Annotated in this window: 20 protein-coding genes; 15 read left to right on the forward strand and 5 right to left on the reverse strand. The window is 65.1% G+C overall.

Features of this window, described 5'->3' with window-relative positions; translation table 11 throughout:
- Positions 1-37 precede the first annotated feature (37 nt).
- The 3 genes from BLT66_RS21900 to BLT66_RS21910 all read left to right on the forward strand — a co-directional run bounded on the left by BLT66_RS21900 (position 38) and on the right by BLT66_RS21910 (position 2,996).
- Positions 38-595, forward strand: coding sequence for a YbhB/YbcL family Raf kinase inhibitor-like protein (locus BLT66_RS21900; protein ID WP_092761166.1), 558 nt, complete (start codon positions 38-40; stop codon positions 593-595).
- Positions 596-739: 144 nt separating this feature from the next.
- A complete protein-coding gene (locus tag BLT66_RS21905) occupies positions 740-1,942 on the forward strand; it encodes a YjgN family protein (protein WP_092761168.1) in 1,203 nt (400 codons plus the stop codon).
- The gene (locus BLT66_RS21910; RefSeq protein WP_176955136.1) at positions 1,932-2,996 is read left to right on the forward strand and encodes a M48 family metallopeptidase; all 1,065 of its coding nucleotides are present in this window, start codon (positions 1,932-1,934) and stop codon (positions 2,994-2,996) included. Before BLT66_RS21905 ends, BLT66_RS21910 begins: the two co-directional genes overlap by 11 nt.
- Before the next feature lie 72 nt (positions 2,997-3,068).
- Here BLT66_RS21910 and BLT66_RS21915 read toward each other — a convergent pair whose 3' ends face one another.
- Positions 3,069-3,986, reverse strand: a complete 918-nt coding sequence (locus tag BLT66_RS21915) for a LysR family transcriptional regulator (RefSeq protein ID WP_092761361.1) — start codon at positions 3,984-3,986, stop codon at positions 3,069-3,071.
- A 101-nt stretch (positions 3,987-4,087) separates the two neighbouring features.
- On the opposite strand from BLT66_RS21915, the gene metE reads away from it, so the two are divergent.
- Positions 4,088-6,430 (forward strand): 5-methyltetrahydropteroyltriglutamate--homocysteine S-methyltransferase, encoded by a 2,343-nt coding sequence (metE, locus tag BLT66_RS21920; RefSeq protein ID WP_092761172.1) that lies wholly within the window; start codon positions 4,088-4,090, stop codon positions 6,428-6,430.
- A 66-nt stretch (positions 6,431-6,496) separates the two neighbouring features.
- Here the strand turns inward: metE and BLT66_RS21925 are convergent, their stop codons facing one another.
- Entirely contained in the window at positions 6,497-7,366 is an 870-nt protein-coding gene (locus BLT66_RS21925) for a LysR family transcriptional regulator (protein WP_092761174.1), read from the reverse strand.
- Between the two features lie 91 nt (positions 7,367-7,457).
- Between BLT66_RS21925 and BLT66_RS21930 the strand changes: the two genes are divergently transcribed.
- From BLT66_RS21930 to BLT66_RS21950, 5 genes are all read left to right on the forward strand, one after another.
- Positions 7,458-8,390, forward strand: coding sequence for a DMT family transporter (locus tag BLT66_RS21930; RefSeq protein WP_143029256.1), 933 nt, complete (start codon positions 7,458-7,460; stop codon positions 8,388-8,390).
- Between the two features lie 166 nt (positions 8,391-8,556).
- A complete protein-coding gene (locus BLT66_RS21935) occupies positions 8,557-8,787 on the forward strand; it encodes a hypothetical protein (protein ID WP_092761176.1) in 231 nt (76 codons plus the stop codon).
- A 180-nt stretch (positions 8,788-8,967) separates the two neighbouring features.
- Positions 8,968-9,357: a VOC family protein gene (locus BLT66_RS21940; protein ID WP_092761178.1), complete on the forward strand. Its 390-nt coding sequence runs from the start codon at positions 8,968-8,970 to the stop codon at positions 9,355-9,357.
- A 216-nt stretch (positions 9,358-9,573) separates the two neighbouring features.
- A complete protein-coding gene (locus BLT66_RS21945; protein ID WP_092761180.1) occupies positions 9,574-9,903 on the forward strand; it encodes a TfoX/Sxy family protein in 330 nt (109 codons plus the stop codon).
- 6 nt (positions 9,904-9,909) lie between these two features.
- Positions 9,910-10,302 carry a VOC family protein gene (locus tag BLT66_RS21950; protein WP_092761182.1) on the forward strand — a complete coding sequence of 131 codons (393 nt, stop codon included), beginning with the start codon at positions 9,910-9,912 and terminating at the stop codon, positions 10,300-10,302.
- A gap of 113 nt (positions 10,303-10,415) precedes the next feature.
- Here the strand turns inward: BLT66_RS21950 and BLT66_RS21955 are convergent, their stop codons facing one another.
- Positions 10,416-11,318 carry a LysR substrate-binding domain-containing protein gene (locus BLT66_RS21955; protein WP_092761184.1) on the reverse strand — a complete coding sequence of 301 codons (903 nt, stop codon included), beginning with the start codon at positions 11,316-11,318 and terminating at the stop codon, positions 10,416-10,418.
- Between the two features lie 100 nt (positions 11,319-11,418).
- On the opposite strand from BLT66_RS21955, the gene BLT66_RS21960 reads away from it, so the two are divergent.
- Positions 11,419-12,411, forward strand: a complete 993-nt coding sequence (locus tag BLT66_RS21960) for a tripartite tricarboxylate transporter substrate-binding protein (RefSeq protein ID WP_092761186.1) — start codon at positions 11,419-11,421, stop codon at positions 12,409-12,411.
- Between the two features lie 27 nt (positions 12,412-12,438).
- The gene (locus BLT66_RS21965; protein WP_092761188.1) at positions 12,439-13,527 is read left to right on the forward strand and encodes a tartrate dehydrogenase; all 1,089 of its coding nucleotides are present in this window, start codon (positions 12,439-12,441) and stop codon (positions 13,525-13,527) included.
- A 60-nt stretch (positions 13,528-13,587) separates the two neighbouring features.
- Here BLT66_RS21965 and BLT66_RS21970 read toward each other — a convergent pair whose 3' ends face one another.
- Complete coding sequence (locus BLT66_RS21970) at positions 13,588-14,511, reverse strand: LysR family transcriptional regulator (protein WP_092761190.1); 924 nt, start codon at positions 14,509-14,511, stop codon at positions 13,588-13,590.
- Between the two features lie 89 nt (positions 14,512-14,600).
- On the opposite strand from BLT66_RS21970, the gene BLT66_RS21975 reads away from it, so the two are divergent.
- The 3 genes from BLT66_RS21975 (at position 14,601) to BLT66_RS21985 (ending at position 18,835) form a co-directional block, all read left to right on the forward strand.
- Positions 14,601-15,626, forward strand: a complete 1,026-nt coding sequence (locus BLT66_RS21975) for a Gfo/Idh/MocA family protein (RefSeq protein WP_176955137.1) — start codon at positions 14,601-14,603, stop codon at positions 15,624-15,626.
- Positions 15,627-15,648: 22 nt separating this feature from the next.
- Entirely contained in the window at positions 15,649-16,536 is an 888-nt protein-coding gene (locus BLT66_RS21980) for a VOC family protein (protein ID WP_092761194.1), read from the forward strand.
- A 79-nt stretch (positions 16,537-16,615) separates the two neighbouring features.
- Complete coding sequence (locus BLT66_RS21985; protein ID WP_092761196.1) at positions 16,616-18,835, forward strand: molybdopterin-dependent oxidoreductase; 2,220 nt, start codon at positions 16,616-16,618, stop codon at positions 18,833-18,835.
- A gap of 20 nt (positions 18,836-18,855) precedes the next feature.
- Here BLT66_RS21985 and BLT66_RS21990 read toward each other — a convergent pair whose 3' ends face one another.
- Entirely contained in the window at positions 18,856-19,674 is an 819-nt protein-coding gene (locus BLT66_RS21990) for an amidohydrolase family protein (RefSeq protein ID WP_092761198.1), read from the reverse strand.
- A 165-nt stretch (positions 19,675-19,839) separates the two neighbouring features.
- Here BLT66_RS21990 and BLT66_RS21995 point away from each other — a divergent pair, with 165 nt between their 5' ends.
- On the forward strand, positions 19,840-20,769 hold the full coding sequence (locus BLT66_RS21995; RefSeq protein ID WP_092761200.1) for a ketopantoate reductase family protein: 930 nt from the start codon (positions 19,840-19,842) through the stop codon (positions 20,767-20,769).
- Positions 20,770-20,790 lie beyond the last annotated feature (21 nt).

Here is a 20,790-nt window from a genome sequence, read left to right on the forward strand (position 1 = left end):
CGCGCGACAGTAGAGCCTTGTTTTCACAAGGAGTTATATGTTCCCCCGCCTGTTCACCCGCGCCGCCATAGCCGCTGTATTGCTCACCAGCCTGGCCGCCCAGGCCGATACCTTCACCCTTACCAGCCCGGATGTCGCCGAAGGCCGCAGCCTGAGCGAAGCCCAGGTATTCCAGGGCTTCGGCTGCAGCGGCGGCAACCAGTCGCCGGCCCTGCAATGGCAGGGTGTACCCGCCGGCACGCAGAGCTTGGCGTTAACGGTGTACGACCCCGACGCGCCCACCGGCTCCGGCTGGTGGCACTGGGTGGTCTACAACCTGCCGGCCAACACCTCTAGCCTGCCGGCCCAGGCCGGCAGCGGCAAGGGCGGGATGCCCGCGGGCGCGGTGCAGGGCCGCACCGACTACGGCACGACCGGCTTCGGCGGCGCCTGCCCGCCCCCCGGCGACAAGCCGCACCGCTACATATTCACGCTGCACGCGCTGAAAGTGCCGCGCATCGACCTTCCCGCCGACGCCAGCGCGGCCCTGGTCGGCTACATGCTGAATGCCAACAGCCTGGCGCAGACACGGTTGACGGCGCTGTACGGGCGCTGAGGACCGCACGGGCTGGCATCGCCCCCATTTCGATAGCAGCTCGAGCAGGTGTGAACTGCGCCAGAGCCTGCTTTGATATGTAAAAAGAAATGTAAATACCGTGTCGCAACGCGTTACATTGGGTTCTCCAACGCGATTTTTCAAATGATCCAAGCGCCAGAATCCAGCTTCACATCCGACGTCGACCCGCAGCCCAAAAGCCTGGCCCCGGCTCAGCCCATCCAGCACAAGCTACACATCGCCTTCACCGGCTCGGGCAGCGAATACTTCCGCATCTGGATCGTCAATCTGCTGCTAACCTTGGTGACGATAGGTCTGTATTACCCCTGGGCGAAGGTGCGGCGCCTGCGCTACTTTTACGGCAACACGCTGGTGGAAGGCGCTGCGCTGGATTTCCACGGCAACCCGAAGAAGATGCTCAGAGGCACGCTGCTGGTGGCCCTGCTCTTTGGCATGTATTCGGTGGCAGGCTACTTCTCGAATACCACTAGCCTAGCGGCCTTGGTGCTGCTGGTGGCCGTCATGCCCGCGCTGCTGCGCGCCTCGCTGCAATTCCGACTGGCCCATACCAGCTGGCGCGGCCTGCGCTTTCACTTCAACGGAAACGTAGTCGATGCATACCAAGCCATGTTGCCGATGTATCTGCCCAGCGTTTTAATCGTTGGGCTGATCACCGTGACCCCTGGCCTGGAGGAAGGAAAAGAACCGAGCTGGTTCTGGTGGGCCTTTTTATCCATAGCGGCACTGACCGCTTTGATATCTCCCTGGTCTTTCGCAAAGTTCAAACAGTACCAGCACAACCACTACAGATTTGCTCACCTGCAAACCCGGCTCACGACGACGCCAGGCAGCTTCTACAAGCTGAGCCTGAAAATTATTGGAATGGTTTTCCTCGTTTTGATATTCGCGCTAGTGCTCATCCTTGTTGGAGCTTTCATTGTTTCGTTCAAACCCAAGGTAGACCTCCGCGCCGTGACACGCGCATGGTTAGATTTTTTACCCATCGTTGCAGCGCTGTCTGCCATGGTCTTCGTCCAGCCTTACGCCATCGCCCGCACGCAAAACCTGGTGTGGAACCACACCGGCAATCAGGACCTGCAGTTTCAAAGCGATTTGCGCTTCAAACCGATGTTCTGGCTGACCCTGAAAAACTGGCTGCTGGTGTTGCTCACGCTCGGCTTTTACTGGCCGTTTGCCGCGGTGGCCATTGCGCGTATACGGCTTGAGGCCGCAAGCATCGTCACCCATATAGACCCGGACACTCTGCTCGGCCAGCCTGCCGGCAGCGGCAGCGCGGCGGTGGGTGATGCAGCAGGAGACATACTGGGCATAGATTTTGGGCTCTGACGTGCAGGCCCACTACTTTGACGGCATCCATGCCCGAGCCCATCCGGTCACGCTGCAGGTGGCCGATGGCGCATTGCACATCCTGGGCGAGGGTATCCAGCGCAGCATTGCCCTGACTGGCGTGCGCTGGCCGGAGCGTACCCGCCATGGCATGCGGGTGACGCAGCTGTCAGAAGGCGGCGAATTGCACTGTGCAAACTCGGCCGCCTGGGATGCCTGGAGCCGGCAGCAAGGTCTGTCCGAATCGGTGACAGTGCGTTTGCAACAAAGCTGGCGTGGTGTGCTCGCCTGCCTGCTTGCACTACTGGCCCTGCTGGGCGCGCTGCACACCTGGGGTCTACCCCTGGCCGCACAGGCATCGCTGCTGGTGCTGCCGCACAGCGTGGACGTCAGCCTGGGCGAAGCCACCCTGCACGCGGTAGACGCGCAGCTGATGCGTCCTAGCCAGTTGCCGGTGGCCGAAAAAGCGCGCGTGCAAGCCGCTTTTGCCCAGGCCGTGGCCCATCTTCCCGCAAACGATGTACCCGATTGGCAACTGGTGTTCCGCGCCAGCCGCATCGGCCCGAACGCGCTGGCCCTGCCGGGCGGCACCATCATCATGACCGACGAACTGGTATATCTGTTGGAACGCGATACCGATGTGCTGACTGCCGTACTGGGCCACGAGCTGGGCCATCTGCAGCACCGCGACGGCGTGCGCATGCTGGTGCAGACCACGCTGCTGGGCACCGTGGGCTCGCTGCTGCTGGGCGACTTCAGCAGCCTGTTGGCGGGAACCACCGCCCTGCTGGGCCAGGCCCATTACTCGCGCAGTGCCGAGCACGAGGCCGACATCGCCGCAGTCCGCTTGCTGCAAGCCGCAGGCATACCGCCGGCCAGCATGGTCACGCTGTTCGACAAGCTGAGCGCCGTCCGCAAGCTAAAGAAGAAGGCGACGGATGGCGATACGACGGACGGGGACGACACGGACAGCTGGCTGGGCATTGCCTTCGCCTCCCACCCTGCCGATGCGGAGCGGGTGCGCTTCTTTCAGCAAGCCGCAGTCAGGCCCTGAGATGTATAAGAAACATGCCGCTGGCGCAGACAATACCTGCGCCAAAAGCTATTTAATCCATAGCAAACCCCATCACAACAGCGCAATCCCCTTCAGACTCAGAAAGCAGCTCTCGCGGGTGATCTGCACGAAGTCTTCCAGATACGGCTTGGCGCCCTTGCCGCTGGCAGCAAACAGCCGTCCGGTCAGCCCCTGCGGCCCGACCGGACGGGCGGCGACATAGCCTCGGTCCAGATAGCCCTGCACCGCCCACAGCGGCAAGGCGGCCACCCCCCGACCGCTGGCCACCAGCTGCAGCATGGCGATGGTCAGCTCGGTGGTGCGGCGGGCCACGCGTACGCCGGCGGGTTCCAGCACTTGGCGCACGATGTCCAGCATCTCGTCGGGCACCGGGTAGGTGATGAGTGTCTGGTCGGCAAAGTCCTCGGCCACCAGATACGGCTTGGCCGCCAGCGGGTGCGTGTGGGCCAGCAACGCGCGGATCTCGAAACTGAACAGCGGGTGGTAGTCCACCGCCTCGGCTTCGTCCAGCTCGGAGACGATGGCCACGTCGGCGCGGTTCTGGTGGATTAACCCGATGGGGTCGGCATGGAAGCCGGAGACGATGTCCAGCTCGACCTCGGGCCAGCGGTGCCGAAAGGCGTCCATCGCCGGCATCAGCCAGTCAAAGCAGGTATGGCATTCGACCGCGATGCGCAGCTGGCCGGTCTGGCCGTCGAGCAGGCGCGCCACATCGCGCTCGGCCTCTGCTATTTGCGGCAGCAGCGTGTCGGCCAGCGCCAGCAGCCGCAGGCCAGCGGCGCTGAACTGCGGCGGCACCGATTTGCGCTCGAACAGCGGCGCGCCATAGCGGTCTTCCAGCAGCTTGATCTGGTGCGATAGCGCCGACTGCGTGAGGTTCAACAGCTGCGCGGCGCGCACCAGGCTGCCGGCATCGCGCAGAGCCACCAGGGTGCGCAGATGGCGGAATTCAAGCGGCGACTGCACCATGAGCATCTTTCACGTTAATCAACAAAAACTTTCGTTTGAATAATAAACGAGATTCCCGGACCATCGCTGTCTTACACATTGCACTCACAAGGACAGCAGACATGGCCCGCACGCACACCTCCCTCCACACCCTGGGCTTCCCTCGTATGGGCGCCCAGCGCGAGCTGAAGTTCGCACTGGAAAGCCATTGGCGCGGCGACAGCACGGCCGCCGAACTCGAAACCGTGGGGGCCGATTTGCGGGCTCGACACTGGGCACTGCAGCGCGATGCCGGGTTGGACTTCGTCACCGTCGGCGACTTCGCCTTCTACGACCATGTGGCGAACCACATCCAGCTGCTGGGCTGCGAGCCCGCCCGCTTCGGCTTCAGCGGACAAGAGCCTGAGCTGGCCCGCTATTTCGCCATGGCCCGCGGCGTGAATGCCGGGCATGACCACAGCGCCGATTGCGGCTGCGGAACAACCACCACCCAGGGCCAGCCGGCGCTGGAGATGACCAAGTGGTTCGATACCAACTACCACTACCTGGTGCCCGAGTTCTCGGCGGCCACGCAGTTCCAGACCGCCTCCGAGCGCCTGTTCGATGAAGTCGCGCAAGCCAAACAGGCCGGCCACGCGGTCAAGGCCGTACTACTGGGGCCGCTGAGTTTTCTGTGGCTGGGCAAGGAGAAGCAAGCCGGATTCGATCGGCTCTCGCTGCTCGACAGCCTGGTGCCGGTGTACGAGTCCATCCTGGCCCGCCTGAAGGCCGCCGGCGCCGACTGGGTGCAGATCGACGAGCCCATCCTCGGCCTGGACCTGCCCGATAGCTGGCGCCACGCCTTCGAACCGGCCTACTGGCAGCTGGCGCGTAGCGGAGCCCAGCTGCTGCTGGCCACCTACTTCTCTCCCCTGCAGGAGAACCTGCGCCTGGCCTGCCAGTTGCCGGTGGCCGGCCTGCATGTGGATGCAGTGCGCGCACCCGAAGAACTGGTCGGCGTGACCGACTGGCTACCGGCGCACAAAGTGCTGTCGGTCGGCATTGTGGATGGCCGCAACATCTGGCGTAACGATCTGGACGCCGCATTGGCCCGCCTGCGCCCGGTCGCCGACAAGCACCTGGGCCCGCTGTGGCTGGCGCCGTCGTGCTCGCTGTTGCATGTGCCGTACAGCTTGGCGCAGGAAGACCGGCTTGATCCGGAAATCAAATCCTGGCTGGCCGGCGCAGTAGAAAAGCTGGCCGAGCTGCAAACGCTGCAGGCCGCGCTGGACGGGCAGAACCCCACCGTCGCCCTGGCCGCCAGCCGCGTCGCCTGCGCATCGCGCCGTACCAGCCCCCGCGTGCACCGCGCCGATGTGGCCCTGCGCCTGGCCCGCGCCACGGCCGACGACGACCGCCGCAATTCCGTATTCGCGCAACGCCAGACCGTACAGCGCGACAGGTTGAAGCTGCCGCTGCTGCCCACTACCACCATCGGCTCGTTCCCGCAAACCAGCGAGATCCGCGCCGCCCGCGCCGCCTTCAAGCGCGGCACGCTGGACGCCGCCCACTACCAAGCCAAGATGGAAGCCGAGATCACGCTGGCCGTGCGCCAGCAGGAAGCCCTGGGCCTGGACGTGCTGGTGCACGGCGAGGCCGAGCGCAACGACATGGTCGAGTACTTTGGCGAGCAGCTGGACGGCTTTGCGTTTACCGCGAATGGCTGGGTCCAGTCCTACGGCTCGCGCTGCGTCAAGCCGCCGATCATCTTTGGCGATGTGGCCCGCCCGGCAGCGATGACGGTGGACTGGACCGTGTACGCCCAGAGCCTGACGCCGCGGCCCATGAAAGGCATGCTCACCGGCCCGATCACCATCCTGCAATGGTCGTTCGTGCGCGACGACCAGCCGCGCAGCACCACCGCCCACCAGATCGCATGGGCCATCCGCGACGAGGTAGTGGACCTGGAGCGCGCCGGCATCGCCATCATCCAGATCGACGAAGCCGCCATCCGCGAAGGCCTGCCGCTGCGCCGCGCCGGCTGGAAGCCCTACCTGGACTGGGCCACGCGCGCCTTCCGCACCACGGCCAGCGGCGTGCGCGACGACACGCAGATCCACACCCATATGTGCTATGCCGAGTTCAACGACATCCTGCCCGAGATCGCCGCGATGGACGCCGACGTGATCACGATTGAGACCAGCCGCTCCGGCATGGAACTGCTGCAGGGCTTTGGCGATTTCAATTACCCGAACGACATCGGCCCGGGGGTCTACGACATCCATTCGCCGCGCGTGCCAACGGTGGATGCGATGGTGCAGCTGGTGCGCAAAGCCGCCGACGTGGTGCCGGCCGAGCGGCTCTGGGTGAACCCCGACTGCGGCCTGAAAACCCGCGACTGGGCCGAGACGCAGACCGCGCTGGGGAATATGGTGCAGGCGGCACAGCAGCTGCGGCGGGAGCTGGTGGCGGCTTTATTTTCATAGATAAAAATGACCTCTAGCGTATATTCCACTTGCACGAGAAGCTATGAAAAACAGAGCAAGCAACGACTAGCGGGTCGCCAAGGTCCGCTGCATCTGCTCGTACATCGCGTCCACCGCGGCGGAGCGCTGCGAGGCTTTGCTGCGCAGCACGGCAACATCCATGGCGCCCAGGGCGGGCAGCTCGTACTCCGCCGGCAGGTTTTGCAGAATCTGCAGGCCGGCGGGCACGCTGCAACGCGTCAGCACCGCGACGGCGACGCCGCTGTCCACGGCGGCCAGCTGGCCCGCCAAACTGGAGCTGTGGTAGACGATGCGGTAGGCGCGGCGCTTGGCGGCCAGCGCGTTCAGGGTGGCGGTGCGGGCCATACTGCCGGCCTCGTACACCGCAATCGGCAAAGGGTCGCGCCGCCAGGCTTCGTACTGCGCTGCACCCACCCACACCAGCGGCTCCTGGAACAAAAACTGGCCGCGCTGCGGCTTGTCGCGGGAGACCAGCGCCAGGTCCAGCTCGCCTCGCTGCACGCGGGGGATGAGCGAGGTCGATTGCTCGCAGGTCAGCTCGATTTCCACCCCCGCATAGCGGCTGGCGAAGCTGCGCAGCACGGGGGTCAGATAGGTGGCCGCGTAGTCGTCGGGCACGCCCAGCCGCACCCGCCCGGCCAACTGGGGGCCGAACAACGCGGTCTGCGTCTCGGCTTGCAAGGCCAGCATGCGGCGCGCGTAGGTCAGCAGCTCGGCGCCGGCCGGGGTGAGCTCCATGTGCCGCGGGCCGCGCAGCAATACGGCACGGCCCAGGGCGGCTTCCAGCTTCTTCAGCTGCATGCTCACCGCCGACTGCGAACGGTGCACCAGCGGAGCCGCGGCGGACAAGGACCCGGCATCCACCACCGCCACAAACGAGCGCAGCCAGTCGATCTGAAAGTCGGGATAGTTCATATGCGCATACGCCTCATACATTCGTTAATCGAATAGTAACTGTAAAAACTATGCGCTTTACACATTGCGTGCGGTCCAGCAGCATGACGGCATGCACAACCCCACAGCCCTCGCCCTGCCGCTCAGCCCCGCCAGCCCTTCCCTGCGTGAACGCCAAGGGCAGTGGCTGCTGATTGCCGGCGGCGTGCTGCTGGGCACGATTGGCGTGTTTGTAGAAGAAGCCGGCCAGCACCCGCTGACCACGGTGTGGTTTCGCTGCGTATTTGGCGCTCTGGCCTTGCTGCTGTGGGGCGCGGGCAGCGGCCGTTTGCGCGAGCTGCGCCTGCACGGCCGCAGCGGGTGGGTGGCGGCCCTGACCGGCGGCTTGATGGTGCTGAACTGGGTACTGTTCTTTGCCGCCATTGCGCGCACCTCCATCGGCGTGGCCACGGTGGTGTTCCACATCCAGCCGATCTGGGTGATGATTTTGGGCGCCTGGCTGCTGCGCGAAACGGTTTCTGCACGCCAGTGGGCGGCCACACTGGTCGCCCTGTGCGGCTTGGCGCTGACCACCGGCCTGTTGAACGACATCGCGTGGCCCCATAACGCGGGCGACGGCTATCTGCTGGGCCTGCTGATGTGCGTGGGCGGTTCCCTCAGCTACGCCGCCGTGACCCTGATTGCCAAGACCGAGCGCCGGCTGACGCCTTTCGCGCTGGCCTGGTGGCAATGCGCGGTCGGCGTGCTGATTCTGGCCTGGGTGCCCGCGGTGTACGGCTGGCCTACCAGCGGGTCAAGCTGGGCCTGGCTTGCGGGCCTGGGCGTGATCCACACCGGCCTGGCCTATGCGATTCTGTTTACCGGCATGGCCCGGCTGGCGATAGGAAAGATCGCGGTGCTGCAATTCGTCTACCCGCTGGCGGCAGTCGTGGTGGACTGGCTGGTCTACGGGCGGACGCTGCAAACAGTCCAGCTCGGCGGTGTGGCGCTGATGGCGCTGGCGCTGTGGACCATCCGCAAGTCCCCAACGGCCGCACCAAAATGACTGCGGGCGATGCCGCGTAAACGCTATGCACGCTTACCCGTACAGCCCCAAGAAGCCCGAGTTTTTGCAAAATAGTGCCTCACGGCCACACCACAGTCGCCCTACATTCGTGTAACGCAAAGTAAGCAGCTACCGCAGCTGCCCCGCGCCAACGAAGGAGACGGTCATGGTCACACCCCGCAGCGTATTCTCGATGGGCTTCAGCACAACCTCGCTGCTGGGACTGGTGCTGGTCGTCCTAAAGCTCAGCCACGTAATAACCTGGTCCTGGTGGTGGGTCTCCGTACCGTTCTGGGGGTTGCAGGCCTTGTTCGCCGCTTCCCTGGCACTGGCAGCGCTGGTCGGCTTGCTGGCCGGCATCTTCAGCACCGAAGCCGACAGCGGCCACCAGGCCTGAGCCCTACCCCTTGGCCCGGTCGCTGCACCGGCCCCGCATAGAACGCCAACGCCGGAAAGTACGCAACCGGTACGGCGCGTTAATCCTGATTGCCTTGTCCCCGCCCAGCGCAGAAACTGAAGGCCGGCTTCATTTTTGCGCCAGCGCCGGGCCGTGAACAGGCCCTCAGGAGACTCAGGCATGTCCATCGAACTCGACCACACCATTGTTCCGTCGCGCCACAAGGCCGCGTCGGCCCGCATCCTGGGCGAGCTGCTGGACGTGCCCTGGGCAGAGAGCGGACTGGGGCCGTTCTCGCCGGTGTATGTGAATGACGGCCTGACGCTGGACTTCATCGACACCGACGAAGCGTTTCCAATCTACCACTTCTGCTTCCGCGTCAGTCCGGCCAAGTTTGACGCCATCCTGGCGCGCATCCAGGCGGCTGGCATTTCCTACCGCAGCAATGTGCGCGGGCCGATGGACATGCAGGTCAACACCGACTACGGCGGCCGCCTGGTCTACTGGAACGAGCCCGACGGCCACCAGTGGGAAATACTCACGGTCAGCTACGCACGCCAAAGGAGTTAGACCAAATAGTGCTCTAGCGCTTATTTCACGTGCGGTAGAAGCTCTCAAAATAAGAGCATGCGAGCATCCTCCATATCGTGGACAGAAGTCGCTGGCAGAGCCGGCAGTTGGTGCGCCAGCGGCTACAGTGGTTTCCCCGTTCATCGCCGGAGCACCTATGGTTTTCAGTGATTTTTTGCCTGCGTTGGCCCACCGGATAGACCTTCAGGAAACCCCATGAGCGCCAGCGCCGAATTCGTCAGCCATGTGCGCGAGCTGCTGGCGCCGATTGGCCCCTTGGGCGGCGGACGCTTCTTTGGCGGGCACGCAATCAAGCACCACGGCAACCAGTTCGCCATGGTCATGGGCAACACCTTGTACTTTCGGGTCAGCGAGGGGTCGCTACCCGACTTTGAAAAGCGCGGGTGCCAGCCGTTTACCTACAGCACCAAGAACGGCATCGTCCAGGTGCGCAAATACTATGCGGCGCCGGACGACCTGCTGGACGACCCGCGCGAGCTGGTCTCCTGGGCCCGCCACGCCATCCACGCTGCGCAAGAAAGCTAACCCTCCATGAAATTCGGCTACACCATCATCTACGTGCCGGAGGTCGACGCCTCGCTCAGCTTTTTCGAAAAAGCCTTTGGCTTTGGCCGCCGCTTCTTCCACGAATCGGGCGACTACGGCGAACTCGACACCGGCGCAACCACCCTCGCCTTCGCCTCCCTCGCCCTGGGCCACATGCACTTCCCCCAGGGCTTTGTAGCGGCCCACGCATCGGCCCAGCCGCTGGGCATGGAGGTGGCGTTTGTGACTGCCGACGTGGCGCAAGCCCACGCCAACGCGCTAGCCGTCGGCGCCACCGAAGTCTGCGCACCCGAAACCAAGCCCTGGGGCCAGACCGTGTCCTATGTGCGCTGCCCGGACGGCACGCTGGTCGAGCTGTGCAGCCCGATGGGGGTGTAAGTTGAAATGCTATTGAAACAATAGCTTCTTGCGCTTATTTTGCCTGCGCCAGAGGCACTTTTTATCCGGATCCTACTCACTGCATATCGATAAACGGCCCGGCCCCTGCGGTGTCAACTCCCCAGGGTGCGGAATGCCTGCTGCAGAAACTCCACGCACACCCGAACCTTTGCAGAATTGCCTAAGCGCGTGGGGTATACGGCCCACACGTTGGCCTCTTGCCGGTAGCCAGGCAGCACCTGAACCAAGTGGCCGTCGCGGATCAGCGGGCCTACCTGCCAGATCGATCGCAACACGATACCCAATCCTTCCACCGCCCACTGCACGGCGATCTCGCCATTGTTGGTGGACATAGGGCCGGTGACTTTGGCGGTTTCCACACCGCCACCTGCGTTCAACCTCCAGACGCCAAACGGGTGGTCGCGCTCGCGGATCACCACGCAGTCGTGCGTGCCCAAATCCGCCAAACTAGATGGCGTGCCACGCCGCTGCAGATAAGCTGGTGAAGCGCACAAGACACGGTGGTTGGCAGCGAGCCGGGTGGCGATGAACTGCGGTGCAATGACATCGCCGACCCGCACGTCGAGGTCAAAACCGTCACCCGCGATGTCAATCAAATGGTCGAAGAGTTCCAGCCGAACGGCCACTGTGGGATGGCTGAACGCCATGCGCGCCAGCACAGGTGCCACGATCTGGCGACCGAAGCCAAAACTGCTGCTCACGCGCAGCAGACCCCGCGGAGCCCGGCGCGCCGCGGACACCTCTTCCACCAGGCTGTCCATGTCGTCCAGCACCCGCTGCGCCCACACGAACACACGTTCACCCTCTTCGGTGACCGTCACTTTGCGGGTGGTGCGGTGCAGTAGCTTGGTGGCCAGCAGTTGCTCTAGCAGGCGAATGCGCTTGGTCACGTAGGCAGGCGATACGCCCAGCTCCAGCGCAGCGGCACGAAAGCTGGCTTTGCGTGCCACGACGGCATAGACCCGTAGGTCTTCAACAGGGGGGATTTTGTTCATGAAACGTGCACTATTGATTCACTAATTCGCCCATAGTAATCCAAATCATGAACACCTAACATGGGCAAACCCGTTCAAGAAAACCAACCCGGAAACGCCCATGAAAACATCGCACCGCTGGCTTCCAGCAACACTCGCCGCATTCGCAGTGGCGGCCATTCCAGCTCTGGCAATCGCGCAAGCCGCTTGGCCGGACAAACCCATAACGCTGGTAGTGCCCTACGCCGCGGGGGGGCCCACCGACGTGGGTGCCCGCCTCATCGCGCTGCCCATGGGCAAGTCACTGGGTAAGCCCATCATTGTTGAAAACACGGTGGGTGCAGGGGGTACGCTGGGCACGGCACGGGTGGCCCGGGCCGCGCCCAACGGCTACACCATCCTGATGCACCACCTGGGCATGTCCACAGCCCCTGCGCTCTACAAAAAGCTGCCGTTCGATCCCCTGAAGGATTTTGAGTACGTGGGCCAGGTAATGGACGTGCCTATGACCTTGCTGTCCCGCAAGGATTTTCCGGCGAACAATTTCGCTGAATTGCTCGCCTACGTGAGGTTGAACAAGGAAAAAGTCACCATCGCAAACGCAGGCCCTGGCGCGGTTTCGCAACTTTGCGGACTGTTGCTCGAACACCAGATGGGGGTCACGCTAACCCAGGTGCCCTACAAAGGATCGGCGCCGGCGCTGAATGACCTGATGGGTGGGCAAGTCGATCTGTTGTGCGACCAGACCACCCAGACGGTTCCCGTGGTCAAGGATGGCAGCCGCGTCAAGGTTTTTGGCGTCACCACGGCCAAACGGCTTCCGGCGCTACCGAATGTACCAACGCTTGACGAGCAAGGGCTCAAGGGCTTTGAGGTGCTCGTATGGAACGGCATTTATGCGCCGAAGGGAACACCGAAGCCCATTCTGGACAAACTGAATGACGCGCTCAGGGCGGCTGTACAAGACGACGACGTGAAGAAGCGCCTGGGCGAACTCAGCGTCGACCTGGTGCCGCTGAACAAGGCCACACCCGCATCCTTGCGCGCACAACTGGAAGCCGAATCAACCCGCTGGTCCAAAACACTCCGGGCCGCCGGCGTGGAGGCCGAATAGCACCCCATCCATGACAAGGAGATATCCATGACCCGCACACTCAGCATCGCACTCATCCCCGGTGACGGCATCGGCCAGGAGGTCATGCCCGAGGGCGTGCGCGTGCTGCAAGCCGCCGCCCACCGATTCGGCCTGGCGCTGAACTTCACGCCCATAGCCTGGGCCAGCTGCGCCTACTACCAACAGCACGGCCAGATGATGCCGGACGACTGGAAAGCCCAGCTCCAGGGCATGGATGCCATCTACTTCGGTGCCGTGGGCTGGCCGGACACCGTGCCCGACCACATCTCGCTATGGGGTTCGCTGCTCAAGTTCCGCCGCGAATTCGACCAGTACATCAACCTGCGGCCCGTGCGCCTGTTCGAAGGCGTGCCCTGCCCGCTGGTCGGCCGCAAGCCCGGCGACATCGACTTCTATGTGGTGCGCGAGAACACCGAGGGCGAATACACCAACCTCGGCGGCATCATGTACGAGGGCACCGAGCGCGAAATCGTGGTGCAAGAAACGGTGATGAGCCGCCATGGTGCCGACCGGGTGCTGAAGTACGCCTTTGAACTGGCGCAGTCGCGCGCGCGCAAGCACCTGACGGTAGCCACCAAGAGCAACGGCATCGCCATCAGCATGCCCTGGTGGGACAGCCGCGCCGACGCAGTGGGCCAAGCCTACCCCAGCGTACACACCGACAAGCAGCACATCGACATTCTCACGGCACGCTTTGTGTTGCAACCACAGCGGTTTGACGTGGTGGTGGCAAGCAACCTTTTTGGCGACATCCTGTCGGACCTGGGCCCGGCCTGCACCGGCACCATTGGCTTGGCGCCGTCGGCCAACCTCAATCCCGAGCGCAATTTCCCATCGTTGTTCGAGCCCGTGCATGGCTCCGCGCCGGACATCTTCGGCCAGGGCATTGCGAACCCGATTGCGATGATCTGGTCGGGTGCGCTCATGCTTGATTTCCTGGGCTGCAAACCCGCGCACGATGCGATTGTCAAAGCCATCGAAGAAGTGCTGGTAGCCGGCCCGCTGACCCGCGACCTGGGTGGCGAGGCATCCACCGCACAGCTTGGAAAAGCCATCGCCGACGCCGTAGCGAAACCTGGCAGTGACGCTATCTAAAAAATAGCTACCCACTCAGGTGAAATAAGCGCCAGCGGCACTTTTCTCTTAGTCCCCCACTCACCGCACATCCATAAACAGCTCCGCGCACACTCCGCGCAACCAGCGGTTCGCCGGGTCGTGGTGGTACCGCGCATACCAGTACTGCTTGACGGTGAACGGCGGTATCGGCAGCGGGCACACCAGTACCCGCAGGCCGGCCGCCTGGGCCAGGGTTTCGCCGATATGGCGCGGCAAGGTGGCGACCAAGTCGTTGTCGGCCAGGATGGCGGCCAGGCCCAGAAAGCCCGGCAGCTCCAGCAGCACGCGGCGCTCCACGCCCAGGGCTTTGAGGGTGCTGTCCAACAGCTGGTAGCCGGTGCCCGAGACGATGCCGATGTGCGCCTCGGCCAAATAATCCTGCAAAGTAAATGTGTTGCCGATGCGCGGATGGCGGGCGTTGCACAGGCAGATCCAGTCCTGGCCGAACAGGCTTTGCTGGTAAAAGCCCGCCTCCTGCCCGGCCTCGAGTCCGCGCACCAGGCCTAGGGCCAGATCGGCCTCGCCGGACTGCAGCGCGGGCACCAGGCTGGCGTCTATGGTGGCAGCCTCCAGCCGCACCTGTGGCGCCAGCGCGCGCACATGCGAAAACAAGCGGGGTAACAGGGTGACGTGGCTGGCATCGGTCATGAAGATGCGGAACTCGCGCCGCGACTGCGCCGGGTCAAACACCACCTCGGACTCGGACAAGCGGCGCAGGCCAACGAGTACCTCGCGCACCGTGGCGATCAGGCCGTCGGTGCGTGGCGTGGGCTGCATGCCCTCGGGCGTGCGCACAAACAGCGGGTCGTTGAACTGGGTACGTAGCCGGCCTAGCCAGATGCTGACCGTGGGCTGGCTCTGGCCCAATTGCTCGGCCGACTTGGTGACGCTGCGCGTGGTGTAGAGCAGGTCCAGCAGGCGCAGCAGCTTGGGTTCGAGCAGGGTGGGATCGGTGTCAGCCATAAAAAATCTAAATGCTGGTTATTGCAGGCATTGCCTTTGCAGTATAGGCAGGCCAGCCTACGATGGCACCACACACCAGAGGAGACTCCATGCCAAACACCATTCGCTGGGGCGTGCTCGGCGCCGCCGCCATCGCCACCGAACGCACCATGCCCGCGCTGAACCTGGCGCCCAGCGCAACCCTGCTGGCCCTGGCCTCGCGCGACGCGGCCAAAGGCGAGGCGGTGGCACAGGCACTCAATATCCCGCGCGTCTATAACAGCTACGACGCCTTGCTGGCCGACCCGGAGATCGACGCGGTCTACGTGCCGCTGCCGAACCAGCTGCACTTCGACTGGTCGGTGCGCGCGCTCGAAGCCGGCAAGCATGTGCTGTGCGAAAAGCCACTGTGCCTGACGGCCGCGCAGGTGCAGCAGCTGTGCGCGGTGCGCGACCGCACCGGCAAGCACATCGAAGAAGGCTTTGGCTTTCGCAACCATCCGCAATGGACCAAGCTGCAGGAGCTGATTAACGGCAACGCCATCGGCCCGGTGCGCGCAGTACACGCCACCATGGCCAAGCAGTTCTACAACCCCGCCGATGTGCGGAATCAGCTGGACGCAGGTGGCGGCGCGCTGTACGACATGGGCTCGTACACCATCAGCGCCTGCAACCTGGTGTTCCAGCGCCCGCCGGAACGCGTGGTGGCCACGCTGGACCGCGACCCGGTATTCGGCACCGACCGCCTGAGCAGCGCGCTGCTGGACTACGGCGACAGCCATGCGGCCATCACCGTCGCCACCCAGGCCGGGCCGAACGGCTGGGGTTCGCACCAGCAGCTGTCGGTACTGGGCGGCACGGGCTGGTTGCGCTGCGACTTTCCATTCGCCCAGGCCCGGCCCAGCGCCTGCGAAATCGCCCTGGGAGATACCAGCAGCGTGGGCTACCAGCCGAGCCAGCGCTTCCACTTCGAGCCGGTCAACCAGTACCAGCTGCAAGTCGAACGCTTCTCGCGGCTGCTGCTCGGCGACCCGGTGGCCAGCTGGCCCATCGAAGACGCATTGGGCACGCTGCGCACCCTGGAAGCCTTGTTTGCATCGGCCCGCACGGGCTGCTGGCAGACGCTGCCAAAATAAGCCTCCCCCAACCGCACCCGCCATGACAACTCTCTTTAACCGCGCCACCGAAGACGTGGGCAATATCGTCGAATTCGGCCACGTGAATCTGCGTGTGGCCAATCAGCAGCAGGCCCTGGTGTTCTACGCCATGGGCCTGGGCCTGACCCGCGACCCCTACCAGCGCATCGGCATCGAGAACGCCTGGATGAACATCGGCACCTGTCAATTCCACCTGCCGGTAGGCAAGGCCGAGGTGCTGCGCGGCGTGGTCGGCCTGGTGATGCCCGACATGGATGCCCTGGCCGAGCGGCTGGCCCGCATCGCCCCGCTACTCAAAGACACACGCTTCAGCTTCACGCAGCACGCCAGCCATGTGGACGCCACCTGCCCCTGGGGCAACCGCATCCGCGTGCATGCCCCCGACCGCGCGCGCTTCGGCCCGCTGCTGCTGGGCATGCCGTATGTAGAGGTGGACTGTGCGCCCGGCACGGCGGCTGGCATCGCCCGCTTCTACACCGAGCTGCTGGGCGCGCCCGGCAGCCTGGGCGAAGACGCGGCCGGCGTGTTCGCCCGCATCCCCATGGGGCTGTACGAAGGCCTGGTGTTCCGCGAAACCGCGCGCCCCCTGCCCGCCTACGACGGCCACCATGTACAGATCAGCGTGGCCGACTTCTCCGACCCCTACCAGCGCCTGCTGGCACGTGGCCTGGTCACCGAAGAAAGCAGCCAGAGCCAGTACCGCTTCCAGGACATCGTCGACCTGGACAGCGGCCGCGTGCTGGCCACGCTGGAGCACGAGGTGCGCAGCATGCGGCACCCGTCCTACGCCCGCCCGCTGGTCAACCGCAATATCGCCAACCATGGCGACGCCTACATGCCCGGCCACGAGAACGCGGCCTGGCGCATGCCGCCTGATCAAGCTATGTAACGCCCCTGTCTCCTGCGCGATGGACAGCGGCGCCGTCCGGTGCGCCAATACCGTTCCCTGCAGCGCAACGAGACACGCCATGCCCACCACCGTTCACCACCGTATCTGCCCTTTGTGCGAAGCCTGCTGTGGGCTGGAGCTGCAGGTGGAGGACGGCAAGGTACAAAGCATCCGCGGCCACGCGCAGGACTTCTTCAGCGCCGGCTACATCTGCCCCAAGGGCGTGGCGCTGAAAGACCTGCACGAAGACCCGGACCGCCTGCGCACCCCGCTGATCAAGCGCCAGGGCGTATTCGTCGAAGCCAGCTGGGACGAGGCCTGGGCCGAAATCGCCCAGCGGCTGCCGCCCCTGCTGCAAACCCACGGCCGCGACAGCCTGGGCCTGGCCGTGGGCAACCCGGCCGCACACAAAATCGGCCTGCTGCTTTACTTCGCCCGGCTGGCGCGGGCGGCGGGCACGCGCAATGTATTCACCGCCACCACGCTAGACCAGATGCCGCGCCAGCTGGTCAGCGGCCTGCTGTTCGGCCACTGGATGAGCGTGCCGGTGCCCGACATCAGCCGCTGCGACTTCCTGCTGGTGCTGGGCGCCAACCCGCTGGCCAGCAACGGCAGCATGTGGACCGTGCCCGACTTCAAAACCAAGGCCAAAGCCCTGCAGGCGCGGGGCGGCCAGCTGGTGGTAGTAGACCCGCGCCGCAGCGAAACCGCCGCCATGGCCGACGCCCACCATTTCATCCGACCCGGCGCCGATGCCTTCCTGTTGGCCGGCATGGTGCGCACCCTGTTTGACGAGCAGCTGGTACGGCCCGGCCGCCTAGCGGAACTCACCCAGGGCATGGCCGAAGTCGAGGCCGCCATCCAGCCCTTCAGCGCGGAGGCCGTGGCCGCGCGCTGCGGCATCGCGGCCCCCACCATCCGCCAGTTGGCGCGCAGCCTGGCGCAGACCAAGCGCGCCTGCGTCTATGGCCGCATCGGCACCTGCACCCAGCGCTATGGCACGCTGGCCAGTTGGCTGATCGATGTGCTCAACCTGCTTACCGGCCACCTGGACCAGCCCGGTGGCGCCATGTTCCCCAAGGCGCCGGCCTTCGCCGCCAACACGCTCGGCCCGGCCGGCCGGGGCAAAGGCGTGCGTACCGGGCGCCACCGCAGCCGCGTCAGCCAGGCGCCCGAAGTCATGGGCGAGCTGCCCATGGGCTGCCTGGCCGAAGAGATCGACACCCCGGGCGCCGGGCAGATCCGGGCGCTCATCACCGTGGCCACCAACCCGGTGCTGTCGACGCCCAACGGCGCGCGGCTGGCGCAGGGGCTGGAGCAGCTCGACTTCATGGTCAGCCTGGACGCCTACCTGAACGAAACCACGCGCCATGCCGACGTGATACTGCCCGCTCCCTCGCCGCTGGAAGACAGCCACTACGACTTGGCATTCAGCCAGCTCTCGTGGCGCAACCAGGCCCGCTACAGCGCGCCGGTGTTCCCCCGCGCGCCGCAGCAGCCCGAGGAGTGGGAAACCCTGCTGCGGCTGGCGGCCATCCTGCAAGGCCAGGGCGCGTGCACCAGCGCCGCCGAACTCACCGCCGTGGACGATGCGCTGCTGGCCAGCGAGTTGCAGCGGCAGTTCGGCGCGCAGGCCGCCACCGCACAGCAAAGCCTGCAACCCCACCAAGGCCCCGACCGGCTGCTAGACCTGGCCCTGCGCTCCGGCCCTTATGGCGATGACCGGGGCCCCGAAGGCCTGACCCTGGCCAAGCTGCAAGCCAGCCCCGGTGGTATCGACCTAGGCCCGCTGGCGCCGCGCCTGCCCGAGCTGCTGCGCACGGCCAGCGGCTACATTGAACTCGCCCACCCCGATCTGCTGGCCGATCTGGCGCACGCCGCTGCCGACCTGGCGCAACCAGCGCCAGAGATGGTGCTGATTGGCCGGCGCGACCTGCGCTCCAACAACAGCTGGATGCACAACCTGCCGCTGCTGGCCAAGGGGCCGGAGCGCTGCACCGCCCTGGTCCACCCCAGCGACGCCCAGCGCCTGGGCCTGAGCGACGGCGGCCTGGCCCACATCAGCAACCCGGCCGGCACCCGCAGCATCAGTGCCCCGGTGCGCATCAGCGCCGACATGATGCCCGGCGTGCTGAGCCTGCCGCACGGCTGGGGCCACGACCTGCCCGGCGCCCAGCTGCAGGTGGCCGCCCAGCGCCCCGGCGTCAACTTCAATAGCCTGCTGGACGAAAACCTGCGCGACCCGCTGTCGGGCAACGCGGTGCTGAGCGGGGTGGCAGTGGTGGTGACGGCGGGGTAGAACCAGCCGCCCACCGCAATTTATGCCCCGAAGCCGAACAGGCGCCGCGGCGTATCCCACAGAATCGCCTGGCGCGCGGCGGCGTCGGGTACCAGCTGCTCGAACAGCGCGAACAGCGGGCCGTAGTCGATGCGCTCGGGCGCGCGCAGAAACGGCCAGTCGGAGGCCCAGACCAGCGCCTGCGGCGTATAGGCCTGCAGCAAGGCCTGCACGAACGGCCAGGCATCGGTATGCGGAAACGGCAGCCTGGAGCTTTTCACCAAGCTGGACAGCTTGACCACCGCGCGGCCGGTTTCGGCCAGGCCCAGCAAGGCCTGGAAGCCAGCCTGCCCTAGGCCGGCCTGCGGATGGGGCCGGCCCAGGTGGTCGAACAGCAGGCGCGCGCCGCTGTCCACCAGCAAAGGCTGCAAGGCCAGCAGCTCGTCGAACTGCACCTGCACCTGGGCCCACATATCCAGCTGGCGCAGGCGCTCCAGCAGCGGCGCCGCATTGCGGTAGTAGTCCACGCCCAGCAAGGCCACATTCAGCGTCACGCCGACCACGCCCGCGACCTTGAGGTCTTGCAGCTCGGCCAGGCTGGCGTCGTTGCGCACCACGGCCACGCCCTTGTAGCGGCCCGCGCCCTGGGCCAGCGCGTCCAGCAGACAGCGGTTGTCAAAGCCATAGCCGGAGTTCGGGCCGACGATCAGCGCGTGCTGCACACCGTGCGCGTCCAGCACCTGGCCGAGCAGCGCGGTGGTGCCGATCTCGGCGCCGGCGGGCTTGTAGAAATTGTCTTCCGGGTAGGGAAAGCGGGTGGGATCAAAGACGTGCACATGGCAGTCGATCTTGGCTTGCATGGCGGTGGTTCCTGGAGGTTTTGCATGGATTGTCGATGCGGAAAACGCTATCCAACTCATTGCATATAGCAATGCTACGTATTGCACGCATTGCATTTACAGCATGGATCACCAAATCTACGATCCGTCCCCATAGCTGCCCGCGGGGCTGCAGAGGAGACGGATTTGAAGATTTGCGTATTAGGCGCGGGCGCCCTGGGCTGTGCGATCGGCGGCGTGCTGACCGAAGACGGGCACGAGGTATGGCTGGTCAACCGCGGCCAGGCCCATGTCGACGCCATGCGGCAAGCCGGCCTGACCCTGCGGGAGAACGGTGTAGACCGCCAGGTGGCGGTACATGCCGCCACCCGCTGCCAGGACATAGGCGGCACAGTGGACCTGGTCATCGTGCTGGTCAAGTCCTTTCACACCCGTGAGGCGATTGAATCGGCCCGCTGCATCGTTGGGCCGCACACCGTCGTGTTGTCGCTGCAAAACGGCCTGGGCCACGAAGACGTGCTGGCCGAAGTCGTCGGCCGCGAACATGTGCTGGCCGGCAAGACCTACGCCGGCGGCGTGATGCTGGCGCCCGGCCAGGTGCTGGTCGGCACCCAGGGCAAGGAAACCCTGATCGGCGAGCTCGACGGCGCGCTGTCCGAGCGCGTGCAGGCCATCGCCGCCGCCTTCAACCATGCCGGCTTGGCCACTACCGTCAGCGACAACATCCTGGGCACCATGTGGGACAAGCTGCTGGTCAACGTGGCCACTGGCGCGCTCAGCGGCATTACCGGCCTGCCCTACGGCGATCTGTACGCCGTGCCCGAAGTCGAAGCCTGCGCCGTGGCGGCTGTGGCCGAGGCCATGGCCGTCGCCCAGGCGGCCGGCATCCAGCTGACGACCACCGAGCCGCACCAGGCCTGGGTCAAGGCCGCCGACGGCCTGCCCAACGCATTCAAGGCGTCGATGCTGCAAAGCCTGGAAAAAGGCTCGGCCACCGAGATCGACTACGTAAACGGCGCCGTGGTGCGCTGGGGTGCCAAGCATGGCGTCCCTACGCCCGTCAACCAGGCATTAGTCGCCTGCATCAAGGGCATAGAACGCCGCCTGCCCCGCTAACCGTCAACCAGAGACACATCC

The organism is Rhodoferax sp. OV413, assembly GCF_900104385.1.
Lineage (GTDB): Bacteria > Pseudomonadota > Gammaproteobacteria > Burkholderiales > Burkholderiaceae_C > Rhodoferax_B.